At 65.2% G+C, this 23,200-nt stretch carries 21 protein-coding genes; 16 read left to right on the forward strand and 5 right to left on the reverse strand.

Annotation, left to right across the window (positions count from 1 at the left end; translation table 11 throughout):
• Positions 1-101 precede the first annotated feature (101 nt).
• A complete protein-coding gene (gene ilvA, locus BraRD5C2_RS36500; RefSeq protein ID WP_223976802.1) occupies positions 102-1,649 on the forward strand; it encodes a threonine ammonia-lyase, biosynthetic in 1,548 nt (515 codons plus the stop codon).
• An 18-nt stretch (positions 1,650-1,667) separates the two neighbouring features.
• Here ilvA and BraRD5C2_RS36505 read toward each other — a convergent pair whose 3' ends face one another.
• From BraRD5C2_RS36505 to BraRD5C2_RS36515, 3 genes are read right to left on the reverse strand one after another with little or no spacing between them, the layout of a single operon-like run.
• The gene (locus BraRD5C2_RS36505) at positions 1,668-2,696 is read right to left on the reverse strand and encodes a class II aldolase/adducin family protein (RefSeq protein ID WP_223976805.1); all 1,029 of its coding nucleotides are present in this window, start codon (positions 2,694-2,696) and stop codon (positions 1,668-1,670) included.
• A gap of 10 nt (positions 2,697-2,706) precedes the next feature.
• Entirely contained in the window at positions 2,707-3,576 is an 870-nt protein-coding gene (locus tag BraRD5C2_RS36510; protein WP_223976807.1) for a TIGR01459 family HAD-type hydrolase, read from the reverse strand.
• Positions 3,573-4,853, reverse strand: coding sequence for an FGGY-family carbohydrate kinase (locus BraRD5C2_RS36515; protein ID WP_223976808.1), 1,281 nt, complete (start codon positions 4,851-4,853; stop codon positions 3,573-3,575). Before BraRD5C2_RS36515 ends, BraRD5C2_RS36510 begins: the two co-directional genes overlap by 4 nt.
• Positions 4,854-4,987: 134 nt before the next feature.
• Here BraRD5C2_RS36515 and BraRD5C2_RS36520 point away from each other — a divergent pair, with 134 nt between their 5' ends.
• From BraRD5C2_RS36520 to BraRD5C2_RS36565, 10 genes are all read left to right on the forward strand, one after another.
• Positions 4,988-6,004 carry a sugar-binding transcriptional regulator gene (locus BraRD5C2_RS36520; protein ID WP_223976810.1) on the forward strand — a complete coding sequence of 339 codons (1,017 nt, stop codon included), beginning with the start codon at positions 4,988-4,990 and terminating at the stop codon, positions 6,002-6,004.
• Between the two features lie 28 nt (positions 6,005-6,032).
• Positions 6,033-7,472: an extracellular solute-binding protein gene (locus BraRD5C2_RS36525; protein WP_223976812.1), complete on the forward strand. Its 1,440-nt coding sequence runs from the start codon at positions 6,033-6,035 to the stop codon at positions 7,470-7,472.
• Between the two features lie 117 nt (positions 7,473-7,589).
• A complete protein-coding gene (locus BraRD5C2_RS36530) occupies positions 7,590-8,519 on the forward strand; it encodes a carbohydrate ABC transporter permease (protein WP_223977037.1) in 930 nt (309 codons plus the stop codon).
• Between the two features lie 14 nt (positions 8,520-8,533).
• Positions 8,534-9,391, forward strand: a complete 858-nt coding sequence (locus tag BraRD5C2_RS36535) for a carbohydrate ABC transporter permease (protein WP_223976814.1) — start codon at positions 8,534-8,536, stop codon at positions 9,389-9,391.
• A gap of 4 nt (positions 9,392-9,395) precedes the next feature.
• On the forward strand, positions 9,396-10,499 hold the full coding sequence (locus BraRD5C2_RS36540; protein ID WP_223976816.1) for an ABC transporter ATP-binding protein: 1,104 nt from the start codon (positions 9,396-9,398) through the stop codon (positions 10,497-10,499).
• A gap of 13 nt (positions 10,500-10,512) precedes the next feature.
• A complete protein-coding gene (locus BraRD5C2_RS36545) occupies positions 10,513-11,628 on the forward strand; it encodes an ABC transporter ATP-binding protein (RefSeq protein WP_374708093.1) in 1,116 nt (371 codons plus the stop codon).
• A gap of 2 nt (positions 11,629-11,630) precedes the next feature.
• On the forward strand, positions 11,631-13,211 hold the full coding sequence (locus tag BraRD5C2_RS36550; RefSeq protein WP_223976820.1) for an FGGY-family carbohydrate kinase: 1,581 nt from the start codon (positions 11,631-11,633) through the stop codon (positions 13,209-13,211).
• Positions 13,204-14,244, forward strand: coding sequence for a 2-hydroxyacid dehydrogenase (locus tag BraRD5C2_RS36555; RefSeq protein WP_223976822.1), 1,041 nt, complete (start codon positions 13,204-13,206; stop codon positions 14,242-14,244). Before BraRD5C2_RS36550 ends, BraRD5C2_RS36555 begins: the two co-directional genes overlap by 8 nt.
• A gap of 35 nt (positions 14,245-14,279) precedes the next feature.
• Entirely contained in the window at positions 14,280-15,008 is a 729-nt protein-coding gene (locus BraRD5C2_RS36560; protein ID WP_223977039.1) for a class II aldolase/adducin family protein, read from the forward strand.
• A complete protein-coding gene (locus tag BraRD5C2_RS36565) occupies positions 15,005-16,513 on the forward strand; it encodes a glycerol-3-phosphate dehydrogenase (RefSeq protein ID WP_223976824.1) in 1,509 nt (502 codons plus the stop codon). The genes BraRD5C2_RS36560 and BraRD5C2_RS36565 overlap by 4 nt, the downstream gene beginning before the upstream one ends.
• Positions 16,514-16,590: 77 nt before the next feature.
• Here BraRD5C2_RS36565 and BraRD5C2_RS39490 read toward each other — a convergent pair whose 3' ends face one another.
• Positions 16,591-16,719, reverse strand: coding sequence for a hypothetical protein (locus BraRD5C2_RS39490; RefSeq protein WP_263010095.1), 129 nt, complete (start codon positions 16,717-16,719; stop codon positions 16,591-16,593).
• On the opposite strand from BraRD5C2_RS39490, the gene BraRD5C2_RS36570 reads away from it, so the two are divergent.
• Positions 16,718-17,689 (forward strand): TRAP transporter substrate-binding protein, encoded by a 972-nt coding sequence (locus BraRD5C2_RS36570; RefSeq protein ID WP_223976826.1) that lies wholly within the window; start codon positions 16,718-16,720, stop codon positions 17,687-17,689. The two genes, BraRD5C2_RS39490 and BraRD5C2_RS36570, sit on opposite strands and share 2 nt — an antisense overlap.
• Before the next feature lie 59 nt (positions 17,690-17,748).
• Here the strand turns inward: BraRD5C2_RS36570 and BraRD5C2_RS36575 are convergent, their stop codons facing one another.
• A complete protein-coding gene (locus BraRD5C2_RS36575) occupies positions 17,749-18,636 on the reverse strand; it encodes an acetamidase/formamidase family protein (RefSeq protein WP_223976828.1) in 888 nt (295 codons plus the stop codon).
• A gap of 452 nt (positions 18,637-19,088) precedes the next feature.
• Between BraRD5C2_RS36575 and BraRD5C2_RS36580 the strand changes: the two genes are divergently transcribed.
• Genes BraRD5C2_RS36580 through BraRD5C2_RS36595 form a run of 4 tightly spaced genes read left to right on the forward strand, consistent with a single transcriptional unit; the run spans position 19,089 to position 23,067 of the window.
• A complete protein-coding gene (locus BraRD5C2_RS36580; RefSeq protein ID WP_223977041.1) occupies positions 19,089-20,009 on the forward strand; it encodes a CoA transferase subunit A in 921 nt (306 codons plus the stop codon).
• Positions 20,002-20,772, forward strand: coding sequence for a CoA-transferase subunit beta (locus BraRD5C2_RS36585; RefSeq protein WP_223976830.1), 771 nt, complete (start codon positions 20,002-20,004; stop codon positions 20,770-20,772). The genes BraRD5C2_RS36580 and BraRD5C2_RS36585 overlap by 8 nt, the downstream gene beginning before the upstream one ends.
• Before the next feature lie 27 nt (positions 20,773-20,799).
• Positions 20,800-21,753, forward strand: a complete 954-nt coding sequence (locus BraRD5C2_RS36590; protein WP_223976832.1) for an LLM class flavin-dependent oxidoreductase — start codon at positions 20,800-20,802, stop codon at positions 21,751-21,753.
• 36 nt (positions 21,754-21,789) lie between these two features.
• Positions 21,790-23,067, forward strand: coding sequence for an ArgE/DapE family deacylase (locus BraRD5C2_RS36595; RefSeq protein WP_223976834.1), 1,278 nt, complete (start codon positions 21,790-21,792; stop codon positions 23,065-23,067).
• Positions 23,068-23,200: the final 133 nt, after the last annotated feature.

Here is a 23,200-nt window from a genome sequence, read left to right on the forward strand (position 1 = left end):
TGGATGTAGCGGCGGCTCCGTGCCGTCTGCTCGCCAGGTCGGCGCCGATGATGGGCAGGTGCAACCGATATGGATTGCCTCCCCATCGACAAAGCGACCCGATGACCGCTGCCGCCAACGCGCTCCGCGACTACGCCCAAAGCATCCTGACCGCCCGTGTCTACGACGTGGCGGTGGAGACGCCGCTCGATCCGATGCCGCGGCTCTCCGAGCGCCTGTCGCGCGCCGTCCTGCTGAAGCGGGAGGATTTTCAGCCGATCTTCTCGTTCAAGCTTCGCGGCGCCTACAACAAGATCGTCAGGCTGCCGGATGCGCAGCGGAGACAAGGCGTCATCTGCGCGTCGGCAGGCAATCACGCGCAGGGTGTGGCGCTGTCGGCGCGCAAGCTCGGCATTCCCGCGACGATCGTGATGCCGAGGACGACGCCCGCCATCAAGGTCGAAGCCGTCCGGCGTCTGGGCGGCGACGTCGTGCTGCATGGCGACACGTTCGACGACGCGCAAACCAAAGCCAGGGAGATCGAGGTCGCGCGCGGCCTGACATTCGTGCATCCGTTCGACGATCCGGACGTGATTGCAGGCCAAGGGACCGTTGGGATGGAAATCCTGCGGCAGCATCCCGATCCGATCGAGGCGATCTTCGTGCCGATCGGCGGAGGAGGGCTTGCGGCCGGCGTCGCCGCCTTCGTGAAGTTCCTCAATCCCTCGATCAAGGTCGTCGGCGTAGAGCCGGCCGACGCGGCTTCGATGGCGGCCGCGCTCGCCAAGGGCAACGTCGTCGCGCTGGATCAGGTCGGGCTGTTCGCCGACGGCGTCGCCGTCCGCAAGGTTGGAACGGAGACGTTCCGGCTCTGCCGCGACTTGCTCGACGAGGTCGTCACCGTGGACACCGACGCCATGTGCGCGGCGATCAAGGATATCTTCGACGATGTGCGATCGGTGGCCGAGCCGTCCGGGGCATTGGCGCTCGCCGGCCTCAAGGCCTACGCCGAGCGCGGCGCGCTGAGCGACGGCAGCCTGATTGCTGTCAACAGTGGGGCCAATCTGAATTTCGACCGGCTGCGCACCATTGCCGATCGCGCCGAGGTCGGCGAACATCGGGAGGCGCTGCTTGCGGTGACCGTGCCGGAGAAGCCGGGCAGCTATCGCCACTTCATCCGCATCCTCGGCTCGCGGGCGATTACGGAATTCAACTACCGCTTCGCCGAGACGACCGCGCCGGCGCAGCTCTTCGTCGGCATCGCGCTGAGCCGCGGCGAGGCCGAGAAGCGCGAAGTCATGGAACTGCTGCGGCGCGAGGGCTATCCGATCCTGGATCTGAGCGAGAACGAGATGGCCAAGGATCATGTGCGCTACATGGTGGGTGGCCGCGCGCCGCTTCTCAAGGACGAGGTGATCTACCGCTTCGAGTTTCCGGAGCGTCCCGGCGCGTTGCTGAAATTCCTCGAGAGCCTGGCGCCCGACTGGAACATTTCGCTGTTCCATTACCGCAATCACGGCGCCGACTACGGACGCATCCTGGCGGGCATCGAGGTCAAGCCGCAGGAGCGCGCGCGGTTCGTTCAGGCGCTCGATGCACTCGGCTATCCCTATTGGAACGAGAGCGAGAATCCGGCCTATCGGCTGTTCCTGTCCGCCGAGAAGGGATGAAGCGGCGGGCGTTTCGCATCAGCGGTCGGCAGTCAGCTGTTGACGATATCGCTCGGCGTCCCAGTTCAGCAACGCGTGCTCATTCTCTGCCGTCAGATAGTTGACGCGTGCGGTCAAAGGCAACCGGCTGGTGACCAGTGCGAGGCAGCTCAGCATGGCTTCCGCGCCGTCGCTCGCATCCTCGCGGATGAGGCTGCCGATATCAGGGACGAGAAGCGCAACCGGCGGCGGCAGCCCGCTCGCGGTGCTTTGCGCGATCATGGTGCTCAGCTTCTCGCGATGCTCCAGCACCGGTAGGCCCGGGCCAAGGAAGACGACGTGATCCGGATAAAGCGAGCCGCTGGTCGCGATCGCGCGGCTGTAGCGGTCGGTGGCGGTGTCGTGGGCGCGCGGATCTAGGGGCAGGCGATAGTTCGTGCCTGCGCAGATCTTGCGGAGCGCGTCGTGATCGGCAGCCGGCGCGTGACGCGGCTCCAGCGCGAGGCGTTGCTCGATTTCGGCAACCAAAGCCTCCGCCGCGTCGCAGGTGTAAGCACCGACCACCAGGCCGTGATTGCCGAGGATCAGGACGTCGACCGCATCCTCTGCGATCGCCGCGCTGACCGCGCGTGCGAGCGGCAGCCCCGGGTGGTGATAGGTGAGGTAGCGCCAGGCCAGTCCGTCCATTCGCCGGGCAAATTCGGTGCGGGCGTCGGTTCGCACTGCCCATGCGATGGTGTTGACGGAATGGACATGCAGCACGATCCGGTGCGGCATTAGAGCATGCAGCGAGGTCTCGATCGAGGCGCGCAGCGTCGTTCCGGCATTCGGCGCAAGCGGCACGCGTTCGTCGCCCTGCGTCAGTGCTGTGCGCGCGGCCGACAAGGCGACCGGCACGAAAATGTCCTTGTCCTCGGCATCGGCCAGCCAGGTGCCTGACGCCTTCACCCACAGCACGTCGCCATCCTTGACCGACGAATTGCCGCCGGCGCCTTGCACCAGCAGGATATTGCCGCCGACGCGTGCCGACATGCGGCGCAGTTCGTTCAGCGTTTGAGGCGGTCGCATCGGGCTGTTCTCACCAGGTCAGATGGTCCATCGTCCAGTGCGGCATCCGCGACGCTGCGCCGGCCGCGGTCTTGACCGCCTGCGGCAGATCGCTCGCTTGCGACAGCGTCGCGCGGTGCGCGCCGGAGCCGATCAGCAAGGTCAGCATCCCGGCGGTGCGTCCACCGGCGATATCGTGATCGAGGGAATCGCCGATGACGAGGATCCGCTCCGGCGGCGGATGCCCCAATTGCTCGCGCGCGGCGGCAAACATCGGCGGATACGGCTTGCCGACGAACAGCACCGTGCCGCCGAGCGATTGATAGAACGCGGCAAGCGCGCCCGGAGCGGAGATCAGGCCCGCAGCGCCGAACATGACCAGGTCCGGATTGGCGCACAGCATCGGCAGTCGCCGCGCGGCGGCCGCCGTCAGCAGCGCACGCCAGCGCTCTGGCTCGGCCGTATCATCGTCGAGCCCGCCGAGCAGGATGAAATCAGCCTCGTACACGGTCGAAGCCATCGTGAGATCGGCGCCATCGACGATCGAGCGGTCGCCGTCGCGCGAGATCAGCAAGCAAGCGCGTCCGAGCTCGGCAAAGGGAGCCTGCTCGCGCGCATGCAGCCCGTGCCAGGTGACCTCGCCCGACGACAACACACCGTCATAGGCCTCCGGCGGCAGGCCGAGCGCCGCGAGACGCCGCTGGTTGCTGCTCGCGCGCTTGCCGGAATTGGAAAGGATCAGGATGCGCTTGCCGGCCTCGCGCAGTCTGGCCACGCAGTCCAGCGCTGCAGGGAACACCGCCAGTCCCTCGTGCAACGTACCCCATTGGTCGAGCAGCACGTGATCGAAGCGGTCGACGATGGCGTGAAGGCCGGCGATCGCGGTCGCATCGGCCTTCATGGCGGACCTCCGTTCAGCGCGAGCAATGCTGCGCCGTAGCTCGCTTCGGTCTGTTCGGCGACCGAGACCGGAACGCCGAGCACGCGGTGCCTGATCCTGGTCCATGCATCGTTCTTGGCGCCGCCGCCGATGCCGATGACGCGCCGCAAGCGTGGTGCGCCGAGCCGCGCCAGCTGCCGGTAGGCGAGGGCTTCGACTGAGGCGATGCCTTCGAGCAGGCCCTGGAAGAAGCGGCAATCTTCCGCCGGGCGCGGCGTGATCCGCGCGGCAAGCTGTGGATCCGCGATCGGGAAGCGTTCGCCGGGTTTCGGAAGCGGATAATAGTCGAGCCCGGTCGGCGCCTCCGGCGTCACCTGCGGCGTCAGGCGCTCCATCTCGTCGGCGGTGAAGTGCACCAGAAGCGCGGCGCCGCCGGAGTTCGAGGCGCCGCCGGCGAGCCAGCGCGCGCCGAGCCGGTGCGAATAGACGCCCAGGTCGGCCGCGAAGATCGGCTGGGTCGCAAGCTGCTTCACCACCAGCGTGGTGCCGAGCGAGGTGACGGCATCGCCCGGCTGGTCGGCCCGCGTCGCGATGAAGGCCGCAACGCCATCGGTGGTGCCGGCTGCGACCTGCGCTGTGGGCGGCAGTCCCAGCGACCGCGCGACCTGCGGATCCAGCTCGGCGAATGGCGTTCCCGGCTCCAGCACCTCGGGAAGCAGATCGTCGCGCACGCCGAGCTGATCAAGCCAGGGCGGCCAGGCGCGCGCGACCGGATCGTAACCGAGCTTCAGCGCGTTGTTCTCGTCGCTGATGCCGTGATGGTTCGCGAGCCGGCCAGCGATCCAGTCCGCCTGGTGAACGGCGTGGCGCGCATCGCCGATATAGCCGTGATCCAGCAGATAGAGCAGCTTGGCGAGTGCGCTGCTCGCGCCATGCGCGCCGCTCTCGAGCGGTGCGATTGCAGCTACGCGCGCGGCCTCATGGGTAGCGCGCGCATCATTGTACATCAGCCCCGGCGAGCAGGGGCGGCCGGCCGCGTCGACCAGCAGCAGCGTGCCCGACGTGCCGTCGACGACGATGCGCGTGATGTCGCCGAGACCGACGGTCTCGCCGAGCTTGCCGATTGCAGCGACTGCCGCTTGCCACCAGAGCTCCGGTGTCTGGTCGATGGCGTTGCCGTCGACGCGCGGTGCGGGCAGCGCAACTGAAGCGAAGCCGCGAATGCCGGCCTGCGGATCGATCGCACAGGCGCGGACGCCGCCGGTTCCGACATCGATGCCGAGATACAAACCTCCCATCCGACTTCACCGCTCTCTGGTGCGCGCGCATCGACGTTGGTTGCGCTGCAGCACGTTTGGGGGATTGACGCCCCGTTCGGCCTCTGCAATTTTTTGCAGGACGTGAAGAATTTTGCAAGCGGACTTTTCCGGACATGGCCACACCGCCCGACAGGCTGCCGATCATCGACGGCGAGGCGTCGCTCGCGACCCGCGCGGCGTGGCTGTACTTCGCGGCGGGGCTGACCCAGTCGGAGGTCGCCGACCGCCTCAACATCCAGAGCACCAAGGCGCACCGCCTGATCGCGCGCGCCAGCCGCGAAGGCATGATCCGCGTTTTCGTCGAGGGGCCGGTCGCCGAATGCGTCGCGCTGGAGAACGACCTCACGCAGCGCTTCGGTCTTTCGTTCTGTCGCGTCGCGCCGGATCTCGGCGAGAGCGACCTGCCGCTGAAGGCGCTGGCGCTGGAAGGCGCGAGCTTCCTGCGCCAGACCCTCGAGCGCGGCGACGACAAGGTGATCGGCGTCGGCCATGGCCGCACGCTCGCCGCCGTGGTCGAGCAGATGCCGCAGACCCCGGCGCGCGACGCGCAATTCGTCTCGCTGCTCGGCGGACTGACGCGGAAGTTTGCCGCCAATCCGTTCGATGTGATCCATCGCCTCGCCGAACGCACCGGCGCAGAAGCCTATCTGCTGCCGGTGCCGGTGTTCGCCAATTCGGTCGCCGATCGCGCCGTGTTGATGCAGCAGTTCGGCATCGCCGACGTGTTCGCGCTGGCGCGCAAGGCCTCGCTGCTGTTCGTCGGCATCGGACAGGTCAGCCGCGACGGCTTCCTGGTGTCGAGCGGCATGATCAAGCCCGACGAGGTCGCCGAGCTGAAGCGTGTCGGCGCCTGCGCCGATCTGCTCGGACATTTCTTCAGCGCCGACGGAGCGGTGCTGGACACCGATCTCTCGGCCCGCGCCACCTCCATGAGCATGGCCGATCTCAGGAAGCACCGGATCGTCGCCATCGCCGGCGGGCCGGCCAAGGTGACCGCGCTGCGCGGCGTGCTGCGCAGCGGCGTGCTGCACGGCCTCATCATCGACGAGGTGACCGCAAAGGCGCTCGCAACCGACAAGCCGGAGACCACATCCGGCAAGCCAAGAAGCAAGACCCGGAAGGACAAATAAAACAAGCGTCAACAAGGAGAGGAAATACATGTTCGATCGCGAGAAGAATCTGTTCGACTCCTACGCTGCCAAACGCATCAGCCGCCGCGATCTCCTCGACGGTGCCGCCAAGCTCGGCATCGCGGGTATCGCCGCCAACGCCGCCTTCGCCTCCTCGATGTCGAAGGCGATGGCCGCGGACTTCAACTGGAAGGCCCAGAGCGGCAAGAGCGTCAAGCTGCTGCTCAACAAGCACCCTTATGTCGACGCGATGATCGGCGACATCGAGGCGTTCAAGTCGCTGACCGGCATGAACGTCACCTACGACATCTTCCCCGAGGACGTCTATTTCGACAAGGTGACGGCAGCGCTGTCGTCGAAGTCGGACCAGTACGACGCCTTCATGACCGGCGCCTACATGACCTGGACCTACGGTCCGGCGGGCTGGATCGAGGACCTCAACACCTACATCAAGGATCCCGCCAAGACCAATCCGGCCTTCGCCTGGGACGACGTGCTGCCGGGCCTGCGCGCCTCCACGGCGTGGGACGGTGTCGCCGGCTCCGAGCTCGGCTCGGGCAAGGCCAAGCAGTGGTGCATCCCCTGGGGCTATGAGCTCAACAACATCACCTATAACCGCAACGTCTTCGACAAGGTCGGCGTCAAGCCGCCGAAGAACCTTGACGAGATGCTGGACGTCGCTGCCAAGATCACCAAGGACGCCGGCGGCCCCTACGGCGTCGGCGTGCGCGGCTCGCGCTCCTGGGCGACCATCCATCCCGGCTTCCTGTCGGCCTATTCGAACTTCGGCCAGAAAGATTTTGTGATGGAGGGCGGCAAGCTGAAGGCCGCGATGAACACCAAGGCCTCGAAGGACTTCCACGACAAATGGGTCAAGATGATCCAGACCTCGGGCCCGAAGAACTGGTCGACCTACACCTGGTACCAGGTCGGCACCGATCTCGGCGCCGGCGCCTCCGGCATGATCTTCGACGCCGACATCCTCGGCTACTTCATGAATGGCGGCGACAACAAGGAGAAGGGGAATCTCGGCTACGCGCCGTTTGCCGCCAACCCGGCCGCCAAGGCGCCGACCCCGAACGTCTGGATCTGGTCGCTCGCGATGTCGACCTTCTCCAAGCAGAAGGACGCCGCATGGCTGTTCATGCAGTGGGCCGCGTCCGTCGAGCACGATCTGTTCGGTGCGCGCAAGATGGACTTCGTCAATCCGGTGCGCACCTCGGTGTGGAAGGACAGCGAGTTCCGCGACCGCATCGCGAAATCGTATCCTGGCTATCTGGAACAGCACGACATGTCGTCGCCCGGCGCCAAGATCTACTTCACGGCGCAGCCGCTGTTCTTCGATCTCACGACGGAATGGGCCGCCTCGCTGCAGAAGATGGTCGCGAAGGAGGTCAGCGTCGACGAGGGGCTCGACAAGCTCGCCGACAGCATCAACCGCCAGCTCAAGCAAGCCGGTCTCGGCTGACGGATCAACTGTGCGGTGCATGATCCCCCGCACCGCACCCATCCGCCGGCTCGGAGCCTTGTCCCATCCGAGCCGGCGGCGTTTGCCAGCCGAACGCGATCTCTTATCATCATGAGCATGGTCCAACTTCTCCAGACGAACGCCCAGGCGGCGCCGGCCAAGCCAAGGCCGCGCGTGCGCCTCTTGCCCTATCTGCTCAGCCTGCCGGCGTTGCTCGTCTGCGTGGCGATCCTGGTTCCGTTCGTGACCGCGGCGGTCTATTCGCTGCAGCGCTACCGGCTGAACCTGCCTTACCTGCGCGGCTTCATCGGCGCCGGCAATTACATCGACTTCCTGTCCGATCCGGCGTTCTGGAACACGCTCCAGATCTCGATCACCTACACCGCGGTGACGGTCGTGGTCGAGCTTCTGCTCGGGCTCGGCATCGCGCTGCTGCTGCGCCGGCCGAGCCGCTTCCACAATGCGGTGTCGATCATGCTGCTGCTGCCGCTGATGACAGCGCCGGCGATTGCCGCGCTGATGTGGAAGCTGATGACCAATCCAAGCTTCGGCATCCTGTCCTATCTGGTCAGCCTGTTCGGCGTCACCGACTTCAAATGGGCCTCCGATCCGTCAAGCGCGCTGTTCACGGTCGTGCTGGTCGACGTCTGGGTCTACACGCCCTTCATCATGATCCTGCTGCTGGCCGGCCTGCGCTCGTTGCCGCGGCAGCCGTTCGAGGCCGCGGCGCTCGACGGCGTGCCGGCGAGTTTTGTCTTCTTCCGGATCACGCTGCCGATGCTTGCGCCCTACATCATCACGGCGTCGCTGTTCCGCCTGCTCGACTCGATCCAGCAGTTCGACATCATCTATGCGATGACGCAGGGCGGCCCGGGCGACCGGCTGATGGTGTTCCAGGTGCAGGCCTATCTGGAGTTCTTCCAGTACACCAATGTCGGCAGGTCGGCGGCGCTTCTGATGATCCTCTGGCTGATCACCAACATCCTGTCCAACATCTTCATCAAGAACTGGCTGCGGCTGCGTGCGCGTGCGCACGGCCACGCGTGAGGGGGAGGGGCGCGATGGAACATTCCAGTCTTGCCGGTCGCATCTTCCGCGGCGTGGCGCTCTCGCTGATCCTGATCTTCTTCATGTTTCCGATCGTCTGGATCTTCCTGATGTCGTTCCAGAGCAACGATCAGATATTGCGGATTCCGCCGCGGATCCTGTTCGAGCCGACGCTTGCGAACTACGAGGCGCTGATCTCCGGCCAGCTGCGCACCGCCGCCGGCAATCTGCAGATCTCCTTCATGCGCAACCTCTTCAACAGCGTCGTGCTGTCGAGCGCGGCGGTGCTGCTGGCGCTGCTGCTCGGCGTGCCGGCCGCCTACGCCTTTGCGCGCTTCAAGTTCCGCCTCGGCGAGACCATCGCGTTCACGCTGCTCTCGTTCCGCTTCGCGCCGCCGCTGCTCGTGCTGCTACCGCTGTCGCTGTACTACCAGGAGCTCGGTCTCAACGACACCTACTTCGGCATCGTCTGGGTCTATCAGCTGATCGCGCTGCCGTTGATCCTGTGGATCGTGCGCGGCTATTTCGAGGATATCAGCCCCGATATCGAGCATGCCTACCGGTTGGCCGGGCATTCCTGGCGCGAAGCTTTCACCAGGATCGCGGTGCCGCTGGCGGGACCGGGCATCGCCGCGGCCGGACTGCTGTCGTTCATCTTCTGCTGGAACAATTTCGTCTTCGCCCTGATCCTGGCCTCCGCCGACAAGCAGCCCGTGACGGTCGGCGCGCTGGCCTTCGTCACCGCATCGGGAATCCAGTACGGCCAGATCGCGGCGGCGATCGTGCTGTCGGTGACGCCGACCCTGTTGCTCGCGCTCTACGCGCAGCGCTATCTGGTCGAGGGTCTCTCGCTCGGCGCGGTGAAAGGCTGACCGGATGGCACGTCTCGAGATCAATTCGGTAAGCAAGGCTTTCGGTGCGGCACGGCCCGCCGACGGGCTGTCGCTGGCTGTCGAGCCCGGCGAGATCGTGGCGGTGTTCGGGCCGTCCGGCAGCGGCAAGACCGTGTTGCTGCGCATGATCGCGGGCATGTTCGAACCCGACGACGGCGCCATCCTGGTGGGCGGCCGCTCGGTCGTCGGCGCTCCGCCGGAGCGGCGCGGGATCGGCATGGCGTTCCAGAATTTCGCCCTGTTCCCGCACATGACGGCCCGTGACAACATTGCGAGCGGCCTGCGCGCTCGGGCCGGCGGAGACGATGTCGCGGGCCGGGTTGCCTCGATCAGCAAGCTGCTCAAGATCGAGCACGTGCTCGGCCACACGCCGCGCGAATTGTCGAACGGACAGAAACAGCGGACCGCGTTGGCGCGGGCGCTGATCGGCAATCCGGATGTGCTGCTGCTCGATGATCCCTTGCGCAACGTCGACGCCAAGCTGCGCTACGAGATGCGGCTCGAACTGCCGAACCTGCTGCGGCGCGGGACCGCCGCGGTGCTCTACGTGACCCAGGATTATCGCGAAGCGATGGCGATCGCCGACCGCATTGCGGTTCTGATCGACGGCCGGCTCGCACAGGTCGCGACACCAGCCGATATCTATGCCCAGCCCGCGTCGGTCGCGGTCGCGCGGCTGTTCGGCGACCCGACCATCAACCTCGCCGAGGTTTCGCCGGTCGCGGAGCACGGCATGCAGTCTGCCATGGTCGCCGGCGCCAGGATACGGCTCGGTGCGGCCGATGGCGCCGCGCCTGCCGGTGCGTGTTGGCTCGGCGTCCGGCCGGAGGATCTCGTGGTCTCGTCGGCATCCACGGACGACGCCATCCCGGCGCGCATCCTTGCGATCACGCCGATGCACGAGAAGGCGGTGTTGCTGCTCCGTCTTGCCGACGGAACCGAATGGCTGGCGGCGCTGCCGCCGGATGCGCCGCAAGGTGCGGCTGACGACACCGTGTTCGTCCGCTTCGCGCCCGATGCGGCGATGCTGTTCGATCGCGCGACCGGGCTCCGGATCGGGCCGTCGCACCGGCTCAAGGCGGCATAGGAGCGGGATGGTCATGGACATGCTCGAGCTTCGAGGCATCGACAAGGTCTACCGCAGCCGCGGCAAGCCGCCGGTGCATGCCGTGCGCGCCCTCGACATGGCGGTCGAGAAGGGCGAGATCGTCGCGCTGTTGGGATCGTCGGGCTGCGGCAAGACCTCGACCTTGCGCATGATCGCGGGGTTCGAGGACGTCTCGGCCGGATTGATTGCGCTCGGCGGGCGGCACATCCACGCGCTGCCGCCGGCGCGGCGCAAGGTCGCAATGGCCTTCGAGGGCTACTCGCTCTATCCACCGCTCACGGTGCGCGAGAACATCGCGTTCGCGCTGAAATCCACCCAGCTATCGCGCAACGAAGTGACGCGTCGTGTCGACGAGATTGCCCGTTTGGTCGAGATCGAGGATATCCTCGACAGCTATCCCCGCGCGATCTCCGGCGGCCAGCAGCAACGCGTGTCTCTGGCGCGGGCGCTGGTGCGCGATGCCGATCTCTATCTGCTCGATGAGCCGATGGGCCAGCTCGAACCGCAGCTGCGCGCGGTGCTGCGCGGCCGGATCAAGAGCCTGCTCGCCGAGCGCGGCATGACCGCGATCTTTGTCACCCACGACCAGACCGAAGCCAGCGCGCTGGCCGACCGTATCGCGGTGATGGAAGGCGGCGTGCTGCAGCAGTTCGCCAGCGAAAAGGAATTGAAGGGCCGGCCCGCCAATCTGTTCGTGGCGAGCTTCATCGGCGAGCCGCCGATGAACCTGCTCGATGCGGACGTGACGCGGTCGGATGGCGGTTACCGCCTATCGGTCGGAACGGATATGCGTTTCGATATCGATGGCGCCGGGCTCGACGGCGAGGCGGCGAAAGCGCTCGCCAGCACACCACAGGTGCGGATCGGCATTCGTCCGCAGAAGATTGCGGTCGGGACCGGCGACGTCAGGGTCAAGGTCGTCTCCAACCAGTGGCTCGGCGATCAGTCGCACGTCGCCGGAGATTGCGGCGGCCGCATGCTGATCGCGGTGATGCCGGGGCGGGTCGCCGCGCGGCCGGGCGATAGTGTCCCGTTCGCGTTGGAGCCGCGTCACCTGCACATCTTCGGCCGCGACGGATCCTGCATCCGCCATGCGGAGGTGTCCTGACGATGACCGCTTCCGCTAGCCGCGACGTCATCATCGGCATCGACGCCGGCACCTCGCTGATCAAGGCGGTGGCGTTTACGCTCACCGGCGAGCAACTTGCCGATGTCTCGCAGCCGAATGCGTACAACAGCCTGACCGGCGGACATGTCGAGCAGGACATGGCGCGGACCTGGACCGATACGGTCGCGGTCATTCGTGCGCTGGCGAAGTCAGTGCCTGACTTGTCCGCACGGATCGCGGTGATTGCGGTGACCGGGCAGGGCGACGGCACCTGGCTGATCGATGACGACGGCCGGCCGGTGGCGCCGGCGCTGCTGTGGCTCGACTCGCGCGCCGGCCGGCTGGTCGAGGAGATTCGCGCCAGCGAGCGCAACACGCCGCTCTACCGCCGCACCGGCTCCGGGCTCAACGCCTGTCAGCAGGGGCCGCAGCTGGCGTGGCTGCATGCGCACAGGTCTGAGGCGATCGCCAACGCGAGCACAGCTTTCCATTGCAAGGACTGGCTCTATTTCCTGCTCACCGGCGAGCGGGCAACCGATCCGTCGGAGGCCACGTTCTCCTGCGGCGATTTCCGCAAGCGAGGCTTCGATGCGGAGACCGCGCGGTTGATCGGCATCGCCGACCTGACACGGCTGTTTCCGCCGGTGGTTGACGGCGCGGTCATGACGCATCCGCTCACGACTGCTGCTGCGATCGAGATCGGCCTGCCGGAAGGCGTGCCGGTCTGCCTTGGTTATGTGGACGTGATCTGCAATGCGCTCGGTGCCGGGCTCTACGATCCGTCACCCGATGTCGGCTGCACCATCATCGGCTCGACCGGCATGCACATGCGGCTGGTCTCGAGCGCAGATGCGGTGACGCTGAATCGGGAAGCAACCGGCTACACCATGCCGTTCCCGGTGCCGGGTCACTATGCCCAGATGCAGTCGAACATGGCGGCGACGCTGAACATCGACTGGATGCTCGATCTCGCATGCGACTTGCTGGCGGCGGAGGGCGTGACGCGCACGCGCGCCGAACTGATCCGGCGGCTCGATGACCAGGTGCTGCGGGCCAGGCCGGGCGAGGTGCTGTTCCATCCGTTCATCTCCGATGCCGGCGAGCGCGGTCCGTTCGTCTCGCATGAGGCCAGCGCGCAATTCTTCGGCCTGCGCTCGCGCCACCGCTACGGAGATTTGATGCGCGGCGTGATGGAGGGCTTGGCCTTCGCCGCACGGGATTGCTACGCCGCGATGGGGGCGCTGCCGCGCGATGTCAGGATCACGGGCGGCGCGGCAAAGAGCCGTGCGCTTGGCGCCATCCTCGGCGCCGCACTGGATTGCGACGTCCGGATCTGTAGCCGCGGCGAGGCCGGCGCCGCGGGCGTTGCGATGATCGCGGCCGTCACCATCGATGCCTATCCCGACATGCGCGCCTGCGCCGAGCAGTGGGTCGCGCCGCATCTGAGCGCGCCGCAATCGCCTGACGCCGCGCTGGCGAAGCGCTACGCCAGCATCTTCCCGACCTATCTCGATGCGAGGCTGGCGTCGCGGCCGGTCTGGAAGCAACTCGCCGCGCTGCGCGCCGGAGGCGACCATGTCTAAGTCCATCGCGATCGTCGGCGACCGCTTCATGTTACCCTCGGTGTTCGCCGAGCATATCCGGGCAGCATGCGGCAATGGCGTCGAGATCCGCAGTCTGGAGCAGCCCTGGCCGGACGAGCCGATGGAGCACGGTTACGCGGGCTCGAAACTCGACGGCCTGAAGGAATTCATGGGGCAGCCTGACGAGATCATCGGCTTTGTCGGTGATGCCGAGCTGCTCGTCACCCATTTGGCGCCGATCTCGCGGTCGATGCTGGAGCGGCTGCCGAAGCTGAAGTTCGTCGTGGTGTCGCGCGGCGGTCCGGTCAACATCGACATGCAGGCGGCGCGCGATCACAATGTGCTGGTGGTCAATACGCCCGGCCGCAATGCGAGCGCGGTGGCGGAGTTCACCATCGGCGCTATTCTGGCCGAGACACGCCTGATCCGCAGCGGCCATGAGGCACTGCGCGGCGGGGAATGGCGCGGCGATCTCTATCGTGCCGACCGCACCGGGCGCGAGCTCGGCGAGATGACGGTCGGCATTGTCGGCTACGGCGCGATCGGCAGCCGCGTGGTGAAGCTGCTGAAAGCCTTCGGCTGCAAGATCCTGGTCGCCGATCCCTATGTCCAGCTCAGCGCCCAGGACCGCAATGACGGCGTCGAGCATGTCGCGCTCGGCGAATTGCTCGGCCGCGCCGACGTCGTTACGCTGCACGCGCGGGTGACGCCGGAGACCACCCGCTTCATCGGGCGCGACGCGCTGGCGCGGATCAAGCCGGGCGCGCTCCTGATCAACACCGCGCGCGGCCCGCTGGTCGATTATGAGGCGCTGCATGATGCGCTGGCATCGGGACATCTCGGCGGCGCCATGCTCGACACTTTCGCAGTCGAGCCGGTCCCGGCGGACTGGCCGCTCTTGCGACTTCCTAACGTCACGCTGACGCCGCATATCGCCGGCGCTTCGGTGCGTACCGTCACCGTGGCCGCCGAGCAGGCGGCGGAAGAGGTTCGCCGCTATCTGGCCGGCGAACCGCCACGCAATCCGTGTTGAAGAGGCAATTCGTGCTGAAGAGAAAGGCAGTCCGTATGACCCGTGAGGAGCGACAATTGCGCGAGGCGATCATAGCCAAGTGCCGATGGATGAATGCGTCGGGTCTCAACCAGGGGACATCAGGCAACATCTCTGCCCGCTACCAGGACCGGATGCTGATCACGCCGTCGGCGACCCCGTATGATTCGATGAGACCGGAGATGATCGCGTCGATGCCGCTCGAGGGCGACTATGGGACGTGGGAGGGGCCGCTGCAGCCGTCCACCGAATGGCGCTTTCATCTCGACATCACGCGCGCCCGGCCCGATGTCGGCGCCATCGTCCATACCCACTCGACCTATGCGACCGTGCTTGCGATCGCGCGCAAGCCGATCCCGGCCTGCCACTACATGATGGCGGCATTCGGCGGCACCGACATCCGCTGCGCCGGCTACGCGCGCTACGGCACCAAGGAATTGTCTGATCATGCGATCGCCGCGCTGGAGGGCCGCAACGGCTGCCTGCTCGCCAATCACGGCATGATCGCGCTAGGCGCCAATCTCGACAAGGCGATGTGGCTCGCGGTCGAGCTCGAGACCATCGCGCGGCAATACTACCTCTCGCTTGCGCTCGACTCGCGGATCATCCTGAGCGACGAGGAGATCGCCGACACCGCGAAGGGGTTCTCCACCTACGGGTTGCAGGCGCCAAAGCCGAGCAAGGCCCGCGCCACGGCAAAGGCGGCGCCGCGCCGCGCCGAGAAACGGCGTAGCAGCAAGCGATGACGGGCACTGCGCCGGTCGCAGGCAGGGATCACGGGCTGGTCGATATCGCGGTCATCGGTGGCGGCATCAACGGCGCCGGCATCGCCCGCGACGCCGCCGGCCGTGGACTGAAGGTGCTGATCTGCGAGAAGGACGATTTCGCCGAGGGCACCTCGTCGCGCTCGGGCAAGCTGATCCATGGTGGGCTGCGCTATCTCGAATATTACGAGTTTCGCCTGGTCCGCGAGGCGCTGATCGAGCGCGAGGTGCTGCTCGCGTCCGCGCCCCATATCATCTGGCCGATGCGCTTCGTGCTGCCGCATTCGCCGGAGCAGCGGCCGGCCTGGCTGGTCCGCACCGGGCTGTTGCTCTACGACCATCTCGGCGGCCGCAAGCAGCTGCCGGCGAGCCGCAGCCTGGATCTGTCGCGGGCCCCGGACGGCGCGCCGCTGCGTCGAGAATTCCGGCACGGCTTTGAATACTCGGATTGCTGGGTTGATGATGCCCGCTTGGTGATCCTCAACCTGATCGATGCTGCGCAGAACGGTGCGCGCATCCTGCCGCGCACGCGGGCGGTGCGTGCGCGCCGCGACGGCGAGATCTGGTTGCTCGAGATGCGGGGCGATGACGGCACGGCGCAAATCGTGCGGTCGCGCGCGCTGGTCAACGCCGCCGGGCCGTGGGTGCAGGATGTCATCCAGGGCGTGGCGGGGCTGAACTCCGCCCAGAGCGTGCGGCTGGTCAAGGGCAGCCATATCGTGGTGCCGAAATTCTGGAACGGGCCACAGGCCTATCTGCTGCAGAACACCGACCGGCGCGTGATCTTCGTCAACCCCTATGAAAACGATCTCGCGCTGATCGGCACCACCGACATTCCCTATCAGGGTCGCGCCGAGGACGTCGCGATCAGTGAGGACGAGACCGACTATCTGTTGCAGGTGCTGCGCCGCTATTTCCGGACGCCGCCGCAGCAGGGCGAGATCGTGCACGCCTTCTCCGGCGTTCGGCCGCTCTACGACGACAACGCCGATAATCCATCGGCGGTGACGCGCGACTATGTGTTCGAGGTTCATGGCGCCGAGGGCGCGCCGCCGCTGCTCTCGATCTTCGGCGGCAAGATCACGACGTACCGCCGGCTGGCGGAGCAGGCGATGCAGCGCCTCGCGCCGTGGTTTCCAAAACTGTCGTCGGCCTGGACCGCGGATCGGCCGCTGCCGGGTGGCGACATCGGCGGCAGCTTCGATGATTTCTCGAAGGGGCTCGCGCGCGACTATCCAGATCTGCCGCAGAGGCTCATCCATCACTATGCGCGTCTCTACGGGACACGCGCGCGCGAGCTGCTTGGGTCGGCCCGCAGCTCGGTCGATCTGGGCCGGCATTTCGGCGGCGACTTCTATGAATGCGAAGCGGTGTATCTGCGCGACAAGGAGTGGGCCACGAGGTCCGCCGACTACCTGGATCGGCGCACCAAGCATGGCCTGCATTTGACGCCGGCCGAGCGGCTCGCCTTCGAGAGTTTTATCTAGGACGGCATGTGCAGAGTGGCGAGAAGGCCGACACCGATTGAACGGAACGAGCGCACGACGAGCCGCAGATAGCTGGGTCATTTGACGGCACCGACCGCATAGGCAAGACTGATCGAAGTCAAACCGTGCTCGCGGGACATTCCGGTGCTCAATTCGGATTCTGCTTTGCCTTCGTCGACCAACTGGGCAGGCGTGCGCTCTGTCATGGCGGCGCTTCTTATCGCGTCGACGGTCATCTTCAGCGTACCTGCGTCCGCTCAAGTGACGTGGCAAATGGCGACGGAATATCCTCGAAGCAATATCTCCGGTGTCGGTCTGGCAAAATTCGCGGAGCTCATGTCCGCGCAGACGCACGGATATGTTACGGTCCGGAATGCATTCGATAACGAGTTGAAGATCAGCTCCGGCGAAATGTTGCGTGCGGCTCAGGAGGGGCGGATTGCCGGTGGCGACGCCTTTGCCGGGCCGCTCGAAGCGTCCGATCCGGTGTTTGGCCTGCCGTCGCTGCCGTTTGTTGTCCAGTCCATCGAGGCGGCGCGGTCCATCAACGAGCGGGCGCGGCCACTCTATGAGAAGGCGTTGGCCGCGCATGGCCTCAAGCTCCTGTACATCACCATTTGGCCGTCCACCGGTCTCTGGAGTGCCCAGCCGATCTCGACGCCCGCGGACCTGCGATCCATTGCCGCGCGGACGTATGACTACAATTCGGCCGAGGTGATGCGTGCGGTCGGTGCAACGGCGGAGTACCTTCCGTTCAACGAGGCAATCGGCAGGGTAAAAAGCCGTCTGTTGAATGCCATCCTGACGTCGGGCGACGGCGGTGCCGGCCGAAAGCTCTGGGAGGATCTCACCCATTTCACGGCGATCAACTACGCGATCCCGATCTCGATTGCCTTTGTGAGGACCGATGTGTTTGAAGCGCTCCCGGAATCGGTTCAACGGCAGGTGATGCAGGTGGCTGCCGAGACGGAACAAAGCCAGTTCCAGCTCCTGGCCAATCGCACGGCCGAGAATTACGCACGCATGCGGGCCAACGGGGTTCAGATCACGGAGCCGGCGCCGGCTCCTGTTCTCGCCGCGCTCAAGCAAGCTGCGTCGGCGCCCATCGCAATGTGGAAGGCCAAGGCACCTCCGGAAGCCGTGGCCATCGTTGATCGTGCGTTGCAGCAGCAATAGACGGTGGTGTCATCGCGCCGGCCGCCGACGAGCCAAGGCGCTGTGCGCGGCGTGCATCATTAGTTCGTGCGGCGGCTGCGGCCTTGCGGTATCAGCGCATTGACGATCGATAGGCTCACCGACGCGGATGTGATCTCGACCTGCGGGGTCGCAAGACGCAGATTGCGGCGAATATGAAACTCGAACGTGCCGGCGAGCGCCGTTTCGATGGCGGAGAGCTGCGCAGCTCCATCGTCGAGCAACGCATGGCCATGACCCGCCGAGAACAGTGCGCCTGCGACGAAAATCGGGAAATAGGCGGTGCATCCGACGCCGAGATCCCTGTCGTCGATGCGCCCGCTGAAACCATTCGCTTCGTTCGGCTCGCGGGGGTCCCAGTTCGCCGGCGGCGCGACACCAAAATTGCCGAAACACGGCGATAACTTGAGCTCCCGTCCCCAGGGCAGGCGCGCGATATTGCGCGTGCGATCGAGCGGGACATGTCGGCAGCAGAAGTCCAATGACGCTTCCGGCGCGGCACTCGTCGGGGTCCTCATGTTCCAACCCCAGTCCGATCGCAGGCGGACATCGAGGACACGGACCTCGAGCGCGTCACCAGGTTCGGCCCCCTCGATATGGATAGGCCCGGTCAATAGCCGCGGTGCAGCCCCGCGCGAAGCGAGGATGTCGCTGCGAGCAACCGACTCGACCGAGTCGTCCGCGAGATCGAGTGCTTCGTCCGGCTCGGCCGATAGCGTCTCGATCGTCACCCGATCACCAGACGCAATTCTGATGACGGGGCTGAGCCGGCCATCCCACAGTCCCCAATGAAGATGATCAGGTGTCGAGGTAAGATAATGCTCCACGGTCCATCCTTTCTTATTGGTTCTTGTTGACGCCTCTGCGCCCGCTGCCGCGCCACGCGGTCGCTTCAACCGGGCGATCGCCATCGAAGCAGCGCGGTTCATGCGACGCTCTCGAAAGCGACGCTGGTTCATAAGCATGATCTGTGCCAAAGGCCGTGATGCAGGGCAGGACATCCTATCTATCGGCTTATGGTCCTTATGCCGTCGCTTCGAGTTCGCGTCCTGAGCTGACCAGGTCAGCACTGCGGCGACTCCGGCCGCTCGCACAGCGGATAGCGAGAGCCGTGAAAGTCGGGAAGAGCAGGCTGCGAAGGGATTGCTCGTCGGTTCACTGTGCGCTCGGCGATCGCAAACCCAAGGCATTTCGCGGAGGCTGAATCCGTCACGATTGGGCGTGGCGAAGATTCCGCTAGACGTATGGGACTAACATTAGTACGATAGGTTCAATTGGCAGGAAGGGCCTGCGGTTCGCTCCTCAGCCGCTGCCGATTGCCGACAAGGAGGATGTTTTGCCGGATACCCTGGTGGAGCCGTACACGCGGCTCAGAGAGAAGATGGCGCAGCGCGACCGAAGCCTGCGCGAGAAGGTGGTGTCGCTCGAGGAAGCGGCAGGTTTCGTCCAAGACGGCATGAAGGTGGGAATTGGCGGGTCAACGATGTCCCGCACGCCGATGGCGATGCTCTGGGAGCTGATCCGCCAGCATCGCAAGGATCTTTCGATTTCGCGCTGCATCGTCTCGACGGACGGCGACCTCGTGTTCGGATCCGGCATTGCGAACCACGTCGTCACCAGCTGGTTCGCCCAGGGGATTCTCTGGGGCCTGTCCAAGGTGATGCGGCATCACGTGGAAAATGGCGGCAAGCGCTATGAAGAATGGAGCCACATGGCGGTCGGCATGCGCTTTCGCGCCGGCGGCATGGGTGTTCCGTTCCTGCCGACCCGCGCCATGCTGGGGTCGGATATCGTTGGTCAGCGTCCCGAGGCCAAGCAGATCGACTGCCCGTTCACGGGCGAGAAGCTGCTGCTGGTTCCCGCGCTCAATCCCGACGTCGCGCTGATCCATGTCCAGCGCTGCGACCCCTACGGCAACGCCCAGATCGACGGCCTGCAGTTCATGGACATCGACCTCGCGCTCGCTGCCAACAGCGTGATCCTCACGACCGAGCGGATCGTCTCGAACGACCAGATCAGGCGCGCGCCGGACCAGACGAAGATCCCGTTCTTCTGCGTCGACGCCGTGGTCGAGGTTCCCTACGGGTCGGCGCCGCACGAGTGCTACGGCCTCTATGAGCCCATGATGCGGCACATGGAAGCCTATGTCGCGCAGGTCAACGCGGATCCCGTGAAGGGCATGCAGGAATACCTCGACCGCTATTTCTACAGCCCGAAGTCCTGGAACGAATATCTCTCGCTGATCGGCATGGATGAGGTGTTGGAGGCAACGCAGAAGGGCAGGAGCATCTATAATGACTGAGGCGCAGCGCTACACCGCAAGCGAAATCCTCGCGATCTTGAGCGCGCGCCAGCTGCAGGACGGGCAGGTGGTGTTCGCCGGCATCGGCACGCCGCTGCTCGCTGCAACCCTGGCCCAGCGCACCCGCTGTCCGGCCCTGACCATCCTGTTCGAGGGCGGCGTGGTCGGCGCCTTCGTCGAGCCGGGCAAATTGCCGCCCTCGACCAACGACCAGCGCTGCACCAAGCGCGCCAACATGGTCCTCGGCAGCGCCGATGTCTTGCTGCTGCTCCAGCGCGGTTACGTCGATGTCGGTTTCATGGGCGGCGCCCAGATCGATCAGTTCGGCAATCTGAACTCGTCGTTCATCGGCGACCCGGCGAAGCCGAAGACGCGCCTGCCGGGTACCGGCGGCGGCAACGACATCTCCAGCCTGACCAACATGATCGTCGCGATGAAGCACGAGAAGCGTCGCTTCGTCGAAAAGGTCGATTTCATCACGAGCCCCGGATTCATCCGCGGCGGCACCAGCCGGCGCGACTCCGGCCTGCCGAGCGGCGGCATGTGGCGCGTGATTACCGAGCTCGCCGTGTTCGGCTTCGACGACAGGACCCGTCGCATCAAGGTGCTGGCGCTCAATCCCGGCGTCAGCCGCGAGGAAGTGCAGGACAATACCGGCTTCAGGCTCGACTTCGACGAAATGCTCCACGTCACGTCGCCGCCGACCGATCACGAACTCGAGACGCTGCGGATGCTCGATCCCGACCGTCTCTTCACCGCTTAAAGCTACACCAAGTCCGGAGATCTCTTGATGACCACGCTCGCCAACACGTTTGGTATTGCCGCGCGCAACTTCACCGCTTATCCCGAAATGCCCAACGCCCGGGCGCTCGTCGAGTATGGCGTTCGGGTCGAGGAACTCGGCTACGATTCGGTCTGGGTCTGGGATCACATGCTTCTCGGCGTGGATCCGAATTTCCCGATCATCGACTCCCTGACGACGCTGACGGGCATCGCCGCGCGCACCAAGCGGATCAAGATGGGCACCGGCATTCTGGTGCTGCCGCTGCGCAACGCGGTGGCGCTCGCCAAGCAGCTATCGAGCATGGATCAGCTGTCCGAGGGCCGCCTGATCATGGGCATGGCGTCAGGATGGTACAAGCGGGAGTTCGACGCGCTCGGCATTCCCTTCGAAAAGCGCGGCAAGATCATGGATGAAAATCTCGAGATCATGCGCCGGCTGTGGACCGAAGAGTCGGTTTCCGGCGAATACATGCGCCACAACATTTCGAAGGCGGTGATGTACCCCAAGCCGGCGCAGCCGCAAATTCCGCTGCTGATCGGCGGATACGCCGATCCCGTGCTGAAGCGCGCCGCCCTAAACGGGGATGGCTGGCTGACCTACTTCTATCGTCCCGCCGACTTCAAGAAGTCCTGGGACAAGATCGTCAATTTCGCCAAGGAGGGCGGCAAGGATCCCTCGACTTTGAAGAACGCCTCGCAATTGCCGATCATGATCGGCAAATCGCGGCAGGCAGTCGAAGCCGACATGATGGACTGGCTCAACAAGGAATGGGATTTCCCGGCTCACAGCGATTGCAGCCGCGAGAGCGCCATCATGGGCTCGGTCGATGAGTGCGTCGCCCAGCTTCGCGAGCACATCGCGCTTGGGGTCCAGAAGATCATCTTCGTCCCGTACAAGTATCAGGCGGACCAGGTCGAAACCATCGCGCGTGAGATCATCCCGCGCCTGCGCGCCAAGTAACGAAATCGGAAAACGCACAACACAGGCGACAAGCAGATGACTGACCCCGTACGCAAGAAGATCATCGACAAGGTCGACGCTTCGAAAGATCACGCGATCAAGTTCCTCCAGGATATGGTCGCGATCCCGAGCGTGACCGGCGACGAAGCCGCGATCCAGAAGCATATGCACGGCTACCTGACCGAGGTCGGTCTTGAGGTCGACATGTGGGAGACCAATTGGGAGGAGCTGAAGAAGCATCCCGGCTATCGCCCGGTCGACCGCGGCTACGAGAACCGTCCCAATATCGTTGCGACCCTGAAGGGCACCGGCGGTGGTCGCTCGCTGCTTCTCAACGGTCACACCGACGTGATCCCCGTCGGCAACGGCGAGGGATGGAGCGACAATCCGTGGTCGGCCTCGATCAAGAACGGACGCATCTATGGCCGCGGTTCGTGCGACATGAAGAGCGGCGTCGCCAGCCACGTGCTCGCGGTCCAGTACCTGAAGGAGCTTGGGCTCACGCCGAAGGGCGATGTCATGATCAACATCGTCATCGACGAGGAAGTCAGCGGACACGGCACGCTCGACACCGTCATCCGCGGATACAAGGCGGATGCCGGTATTTCCGGCGAAACCAGCGACCTGTTCGTGCAGCCGGCCTGCATCGGGCGCATCTGGTTCCAGATCGACATCGAAGGTAAGCCCGCCGGTATCCAGCAGCGCTACCTCGGCATCAGCGCCATCGAGCTCGGCAACAAGATCGTGAAAGCCGTGCAGGAGCTGGAAGACGAGCGCGTTGCGAACGTCAAGCACGCACTCTACCCGAGCGCCATCGACTCCTTGCCCTGCATCATCGGCAGCTTCCAGGCCGGCAACTATCCGAGCGCCTTCCCGGCGAGCGCCGTTCTGAAGGGATCGATCGGTACCGTGCCGAGCGAGGACCACGAGGGCGTCAAGCAGAGCCTCGTCAAGAAGATTGCCGAGGTTGCGTCGCAGGATCCCTGGATGAAGGACCATCCGCCCGTCGTGAAGTTCGTCGGCTACGACGCCGAGGCTTCCGAGATTCCGGTCCAACACCCGATCGTGCGCACCGTCTGCGATGTCTATACCGAAGTAACCGGCAAGAAGCCGACGATCTCGGGGCGCCAGGGTGCGGCGGATACGCGGTTCTTGAACAAGTACGCGAATACGCCGACCGTGATCTTCGGGCCCGGCTCGACGGCGGTCATGCATGCGAACGACGAGTATGTCTCGATCGATGATTACCTGACGGCCATCAAGGTCATGGCGCTCAGCATCTACGACTGGTGCAATTCCGCCCCAGCCAAGTAATCTCAAGGGCCGGATCGATCGGGAAGGGGCCCAAGGTTTGGGCCCCTCCTTTTTTTGGCGGCGTCGGTGGTGCGAACTCGCTATTGTCGCACGCGGGAGGGTTCTCGAGACTCGACGCTCAATTCTAGTGATG

The sequence above is a fragment of the Bradyrhizobium sp. RD5-C2 genome (assembly GCF_019972155.1).
Lineage (GTDB): Bacteria > Pseudomonadota > Alphaproteobacteria > Rhizobiales > Xanthobacteraceae > Bradyrhizobium.